At 37.3% G+C, this 5901-nt stretch carries 6 protein-coding genes; 3 read left to right on the forward strand and 3 right to left on the reverse strand.

Annotated features, from left to right (window positions below):
* The first annotated feature begins 181 nt into the window (after nt 1-181).
* Both KO502_RS00595 and fghA read left to right on the forward strand, forming a co-directional pair.
* The gene (locus KO502_RS00595; protein WP_252730429.1) at nt 182-1345 is read left to right on the forward strand and encodes an S-(hydroxymethyl)glutathione dehydrogenase/class III alcohol dehydrogenase; all 1164 of its coding nucleotides are present in this window, start codon (nt 182-184) and stop codon (nt 1343-1345) included.
* Between the two features lie 138 nt (nt 1346-1483).
* Entirely contained in the window at nt 1484-2326 is an 843-nt protein-coding gene (gene fghA / locus KO502_RS00600) for an S-formylglutathione hydrolase (RefSeq protein ID WP_252730430.1), read from the forward strand.
* 66 nt (nt 2327-2392) lie between these two features.
* Here the strand turns inward: fghA and KO502_RS00605 are convergent, their stop codons facing one another.
* From KO502_RS00605 to KO502_RS00615, 3 genes are all read right to left on the reverse strand, one after another.
* Nucleotides 2393-3085, reverse strand: coding sequence for a flagellar brake protein (locus KO502_RS00605; protein WP_252730431.1), 693 nt, complete (start codon nt 3083-3085; stop codon nt 2393-2395).
* A gap of 154 nt (nt 3086-3239) precedes the next feature.
* Nucleotides 3240-3632 (reverse strand): DUF2750 domain-containing protein, encoded by a 393-nt coding sequence (locus KO502_RS00610; protein WP_216020618.1) that lies wholly within the window; start codon nt 3630-3632, stop codon nt 3240-3242.
* Between the two features lie 207 nt (nt 3633-3839).
* Nucleotides 3840-4295 (reverse strand): hypothetical protein, encoded by a 456-nt coding sequence (locus KO502_RS00615; protein WP_216020619.1) that lies wholly within the window; start codon nt 4293-4295, stop codon nt 3840-3842.
* A gap of 505 nt (nt 4296-4800) precedes the next feature.
* Between KO502_RS00615 and KO502_RS00620 the strand changes: the two genes are divergently transcribed.
* On the forward strand, nt 4801-5811 hold the full coding sequence (locus KO502_RS00620; RefSeq protein ID WP_216020620.1) for a sulfite exporter TauE/SafE family protein: 1011 nt from the start codon (nt 4801-4803) through the stop codon (nt 5809-5811).
* Nucleotides 5812-5901 lie beyond the last annotated feature (90 nt).

Below are 5901 nucleotides of genomic sequence, written 5' to 3' on the forward strand. Positions count from 1 at the left end.
TTGCCTCTAAGCCTTTTAAATTTAGCTGAGTGGGAAAGAACTTAATCAACTTGGTATAATCATGATCAGTAACCTGAACCCGGTTTATGTCATGTAATGATAATGTTTTTTGTACTTAGATTTTGGTTAAATGAGCTACACTTAAAACCAAATTGTCCTAAATAATAACGTGAGAGTCCTTATGTCTGAAACTACAGTAAATAACCTAACATTTGATCCAACTAATTTTATTAAATCTAAAGCCGCCATTGCTTGGGGGCCTAAACAACCACTGTCAGTTGAAGAAGTGGATGTTATGTTACCTAAAAAAGGCGAAGTGTTAATTAAGGTTATCGCTTCTGGTGTATGTCATACCGATGCTTTTACTTTATCAGGTGAAGATCCTGAAGGTATTTTCCCTGTTATTTTAGGGCATGAGGGCGGCGGTATTGTCGAGCAAGTTGGCGAAGGCGTCACCTCTGTACAAGTGGGCGATCATGTTATTCCACTTTATACTCCTGAATGTGGTGAATGTAAATTCTGTTTATCGGGCAAAACTAACTTATGTCAAAAAATTAGAGAAACCCAAGGTAAAGGATTAATGCCTGATGGTACTACACGTTTTTATAAAGACGGCCAGCCAATTTTTCATTACATGGGCTGCTCTACTTTCTCTGAGTACACAGTTTTACCAGAAATATCGTTAGCAAAAGTCAATAAAAAAGCAGCTTTAGAAGAAGTTTGTTTATTAGGCTGTGGCGTTACTACAGGTATTGGAGCGGTAATGAATACAGCTAAAGTGGAAGAGGGGGATACAGTTGCTATTTTCGGACTTGGTGGTATTGGTCTTTCTGCGGTTATTGGTGCCGCGATGGCTAAAGCGTCGCGTATTATTGCGATTGATATTAATGAGAGTAAATTTGAACTCGCTAAAAAATTAGGTGCAACTGACTGTATTAACCCTAAAAACTTCGACAAGCCAATTCAAGACGTGATTGTAGAATTAACGGATGGCGGCGTAGATTACTCGTTTGAATGTGTTGGTAATGTTAACTTAATGCGTTCAGCATTAGAGTGTTGTCATAAAGGTTGGGGTGAGTCCGTTATTATTGGTGTTGCTGGCGCTGGACAAGAAATTTCAACACGTCCATTTCAATTAGTTACCGGTAGAGTATGGCGTGGCTCCGCTTTTGGTGGTGTTAAAGGTCGTACTGAATTACCAGAATATGTAGAACGTTATTTAGCTGGTGAATTTAAATTAAGCGATTTTATAACGCATACCATGGGCTTAGAAAGTATTAATGAAGCATTTGATTTAATGCATGAAGGTGAAAGTATTCGTTCTGTTATCCATTTTGATAAGTAGTTTTATAATTAATGATTAATCATTAATTATCGATAATAAGATACTTGAATTCGGATAATAGTTAATTGGTCATTATTGATGTTTTTTATCTTTAATGACCAAATATCTACCATTATTTTACAGGTGAAGATCCTCACAATGACAATTGAAAATATCAGTAGTAATAAACTTTTTGGTGGCTGGCATAAGCAATATAGCCATCAATCTCGCACGTTAAATTGTACTATGCGTTTTGCTATTTACCTGCCTCCACAAGCATCAAATACTCACAAAGTTCCTGTACTTTATTGGCTGTCGGGATTAACTTGTAGCGACGAGAATGTCATGCAAAAATCAGGCATACAACGTGTTGCAGCTGAGTTAGGTATTGCTATTGTAGCGCCTGATACAAGTCCAAGAGGCCCAGGGGTTGCTGATGATGATGCTTATGATTTAGGCCAAGGTGCGGGTTTTTATGTAAATGCAACGCAAGCGCCTTGGAAAAATCATTATCAAATGTACGACTATATCGTTGACGAATTACCTGAGTTGATCGAAGCGACTTTTCCGGTAAATAATAAACGAGCTATTTCAGGACATTCAATGGGTGGACACGGTGCGTTAACCATAGCCCTTAAGAATCCCGAACGTTATTGTTCAGTCTCCGCTTTTAGTCCTATTAGTAATCCTATTAATTGCCCTTGGGGACAAAAAGCATTTACCGCTTATTTAGGAGACGATACTGCCACGTGGGCTGAATATGACGCTAGTAAATTAATGGTAAGCGCCACAGATTTTGTAGCTGCAAAGGTTGATCAAGGCGGAGGCGACAACTTTCTTACTGAGCAATTAAAACCTGAGTCGTTAATGCTAGCAGCAGAGCAGAGTAATTACCCGCTTGAGCTAGTTATTCATCAAGGTTATGACCATAGTTATTACTTTATAAGTAGTTTTATTGAAGAGCATTTACGCTTTCATTGGCAGTTTTTAAGTAGTGAATAGCGTTACACCTCAGCTAATGGTTATTCTTACTTAATACCTGGATAGGTAACTTAAGATAAATAACGATTAGCTGAAGGTATTCTCAATAAACAGTTGGGTTAGTAGCTTAGGTACAATAGTTCCTTCATCTATAAATTGAATACCCACACTGACCGTACCATTTTCATTTCGGCTGTTACATACTCTTGCAGGTATTTTGACTTCACCGTCACCAGGGCTTTGTATACAAACAAAAATATCACGTTTATTTACCTTAGTATTTAGGCTCTCTGTTTTAAAAGAAAAACCACAACCTTTAGCGGAAATATCACCAATAATCCCCGTAATTTTTGTGGAGTTTTTACCTGTGGTATTTTCCAGCATGATTGTTGCGGGTAAGTGAATACTTGCTCTTTGTTGCAAGCGTAATTGTCTGTTTTCAATATTTTTAGGGTATTCAATAAATATAAATTTTTCTGGATATTGAGTAATGTTTTTTATAGTCGAGCGAAAAGCAAAACACTCACCTTTATTACCTTCCATTAAGTAACGCACAATAACAACGTTACCTTCTACTAATACATCTTTATATTCTAGTGTATTAGCAACTTTTGGATATTTTAAAATGATGTAGTTACCTAACTCAAAACCTATTAAAGGCAACTTCAAACGCACAGATAGAGGGTTACTTATTTGCAGATCTAGGTTTTTACCTGGCTGAAGTTCAAATAATTGGGGTTTCTTATTAAGGTGTGTATTTGACATTGTGCCCTTGTTCATAGGTTTCCTGTGCGTATTTAGATCTACTACTCAATACAATATAGACAAACTATGACAAAGGTACAATGATTGATTTAGTTGAGGTTGTTGATCATTAAGGTTAAATCTCACCAGATAGAAATGAGTCTCACGGGCAATATTTTTTATCTAGAGTCTATTTGCGGCTTTGTTTTTTCGTTTCTTTTAATAGCGCTTCTTCAAACTCTTCAGGAAACAATACTAAACCTTCATTATTTTGATTAGGAAATATTACTAAAGCTAATTCATCATCAGCTAGTCCATTACTCCAACGGCTGTACCATTTATTTAATGATATAGCTTCGGCTTTACAGTCTTGCCATTCATCTGTCGCCCAGCGTAAAGCGAATTCTTCATTAGGCCATACAGGTACGCAATCTTCATCTGCAGTATTTAGCATTACGCAGCCATGTTCGTCAGCTAGAATCCATACTTCTTTATTACTCACAACTTGTTGAAGTAAGTAACTAAGTCGCTTTTCTTCATCGTATTGTTCTATGGTGTCGAGTTGTTCTTTGCTAATTGACATAAAAGCCTACATTAAGTTAGATAATAGATTATCGGTAAACAAGATTTTACCGCGTTAAGTGTAGGCAAACAATGACATATATTTATTGTTTGTCGCGCTTCAGGCATCAAGTATTAGTTTTCGTTAGGAGTAAATTTGAAAGTCACGTGGAGAGTTTCATTTAATACCACATCGGCAGCGTTATATTGCCACTGAGATAATGCTTTTTTAGCCGAGCGCTCTAATTCTCTGTGAACATTGCTCGAGATCTGTAGTTTTACCTGTGAGATCTCGTTGGTAGCTCAGTTGAATCTCGCCATACTGAAGAGCTTTGTTTATATCATAAGTGTATTTAGGAAGTACTTTATAAGTTAGATCCAATGTTTTTTGTGGCTCAGATAAAGTAGGTATTGATATAGCTATTACTGCGACCGAGTTATGAACATCTAACTGTATTATCGAGCTACTAGTGTTTTGTGCCGGTTGAACTGTTTGTGTGGTGACAGGAGAAACAACCTCTGGTTTAGGTGGCAGTGGTGGTGTTGGTAATGCTTCAATTTCATCAGGTAATAGAGGTAAAAACTCTATAGATGTTAGGGTATGATTTATTGTCGGTGTTTGCTTGGTTTCACTGCTAGCTGTGGAAAAATGACTAACAATAGCCATGATGCCGAACGATGCCATGCTACCAGCCAGTAAAAAGGTTAATAATTTAATAGTAGAGTTTTTTATTTTGCAGTGAGCCGTTAAACCATATTTTAAATCTAGATTTTTCAGATGCGTTATCCGAAGTATCAGCTCCAAAAGTAACCGATGGCGCTACAACATTAAGTTGTTTTGATAAAAACTAAGTGATAAGGTTTTGCTTAATTTGTTAATAGGCACTTTGATAGGGAAGTATATTCATCCTCCCGATAAGAGCCTTATTTATTGTAAGTTGTTGTAAATTATTGAAAATTTATCGTCTTATTCCAAATAATGAATTCAAATAGCTCAGTAGAAATTTATTAGTAAAAAATAATTTTTTACTGAAAACATACCGTTAATTCAAAAAGTAATTATCAGCTTTACCTAGCTCTAGAATTTTTATTAACAAATTTAAACGCTATGGCTTACATAAAGCCTAAGTAACCTCATGTTTTTTTTGTATAAAAAATAACTTTTTAAAGCACTCTTTAGGATAACAATAATGTCAATTCACCCCCCAGCCAAGCATTATTTATGGATCTGGTTTCTATGGCTCGGGATCTTTTATGTAAGCTGGTTTAGTCTTATACATTTAACTGATGCATGGCAAACCACTTTTGATCATTGGCCTATGGCTGTGGCTATGGCACTTGGTAGTTATGCCGCCGGTTCGACTCCAATGGGAGGTGGAACCGTGGGGTTTCCGGTATTAGTACTCTTGTTTGATTTACCTGCAAGCCTTGGACGCGACTTTAGCTTTGCTGTTCAATCTATTGGCATGGTTAGCGCCAGTATTTTTATTTTAGTACGCCGGCAACCGGTAGCTTGGCCAATCCTTAAAGGCGCGACCCTTGGTGCATTATTCGGCACGCCTTTAGGTATTTTTTTTATCGCTCCATCAGTACCAGATCTATGGGTAAAAGTAATTTTTGCCATAATTTGGGGAAGCTTTGGACTGCTTCATCTTTATCGTGTAAATGAAATTTCCTCCCATAGCGGTATGACCGAATTTGATGAAAAATGGGATCATAAATTAGGGTTTATTTTAGGTTTAGGAGCTAGTGCTCTAGCAGTCTCAGTTACCGGTGTTGGCATCGATATGGTGATTTACGCAGCACTCGTATTACTTTGTCGCGCTGATCTTAAAATTGCCATTCCTACATCGGTTATTATTATGGCTTTTGCCTCTCTCTATGGTGTTGTTATTAAAAGTGTAGCTGGTAGCTGGCAACCTGGAGTTTATGAAAACTGGTTAGCCGCAGCGCCCATTGTTGCCTTAGGTGCCCCTTTAGGTGTTTTTGTTGTGGAATTTATTAATCGAAAATACACTTTACTTATTGTCGCTACATTATGTGTGGGTCAACTCCTCTGGACTTGTCATAACGAATATGAGGCGTTAGGCTTTGGCGGTATTGCTCTAGCATTTTTGGCCGTCGGCTTATGTTTACTTGGCTTTGAAAAACTGCGTCACTGGGGTGCCAAACTCACCGAAAAAGATCCCTCACGTTTATGATGAAAATGTACTTTCTTTCAGCAATTTTAATCGATAAATAAAAAAGCCCGCAATATAGAATATTGCGGGCTTTTTTGTTTGCCCAGCGAA

The organism is Colwellia sp. E2M01, from assembly GCF_018860585.1.
In the GTDB taxonomy this organism is placed as follows: Bacteria; Pseudomonadota; Gammaproteobacteria; order Enterobacterales; family Alteromonadaceae; genus Colwellia.

Excerpts from the sequence above, each read along its gene's own strand:
- KO502_RS00595 (WP_252730429.1), top strand. The coding sequence starts at position 182 with ATGTCTGAAACTACAGTAAATAACCTAACATTTGATCCAACTAATTTT.
- fghA (WP_252730430.1), top strand. The coding sequence starts at position 1,484 with ATGACAATTGAAAATATCAGTAGTAATAAACTTTTTGGTGGCTGGCAT.
- KO502_RS00605 (WP_252730431.1), bottom strand. The coding sequence starts at position 3,085 with ATGAACAAGGGCACAATGTCAAATACACACCTTAATAAGAAACCCCAA.
- KO502_RS00610 (WP_216020618.1), bottom strand. The coding sequence starts at position 3,632 with ATGTCAATTAGCAAAGAACAACTCGACACCATAGAACAATACGATGAA.
- KO502_RS00615 (WP_216020619.1), bottom strand. The coding sequence starts at position 4,295 with ATGGCATCGTTCGGCATCATGGCTATTGTTAGTCATTTTTCCACAGCT.
- KO502_RS00620 (WP_216020620.1), top strand. The coding sequence starts at position 4,801 with ATGTCAATTCACCCCCCAGCCAAGCATTATTTATGGATCTGGTTTCTA.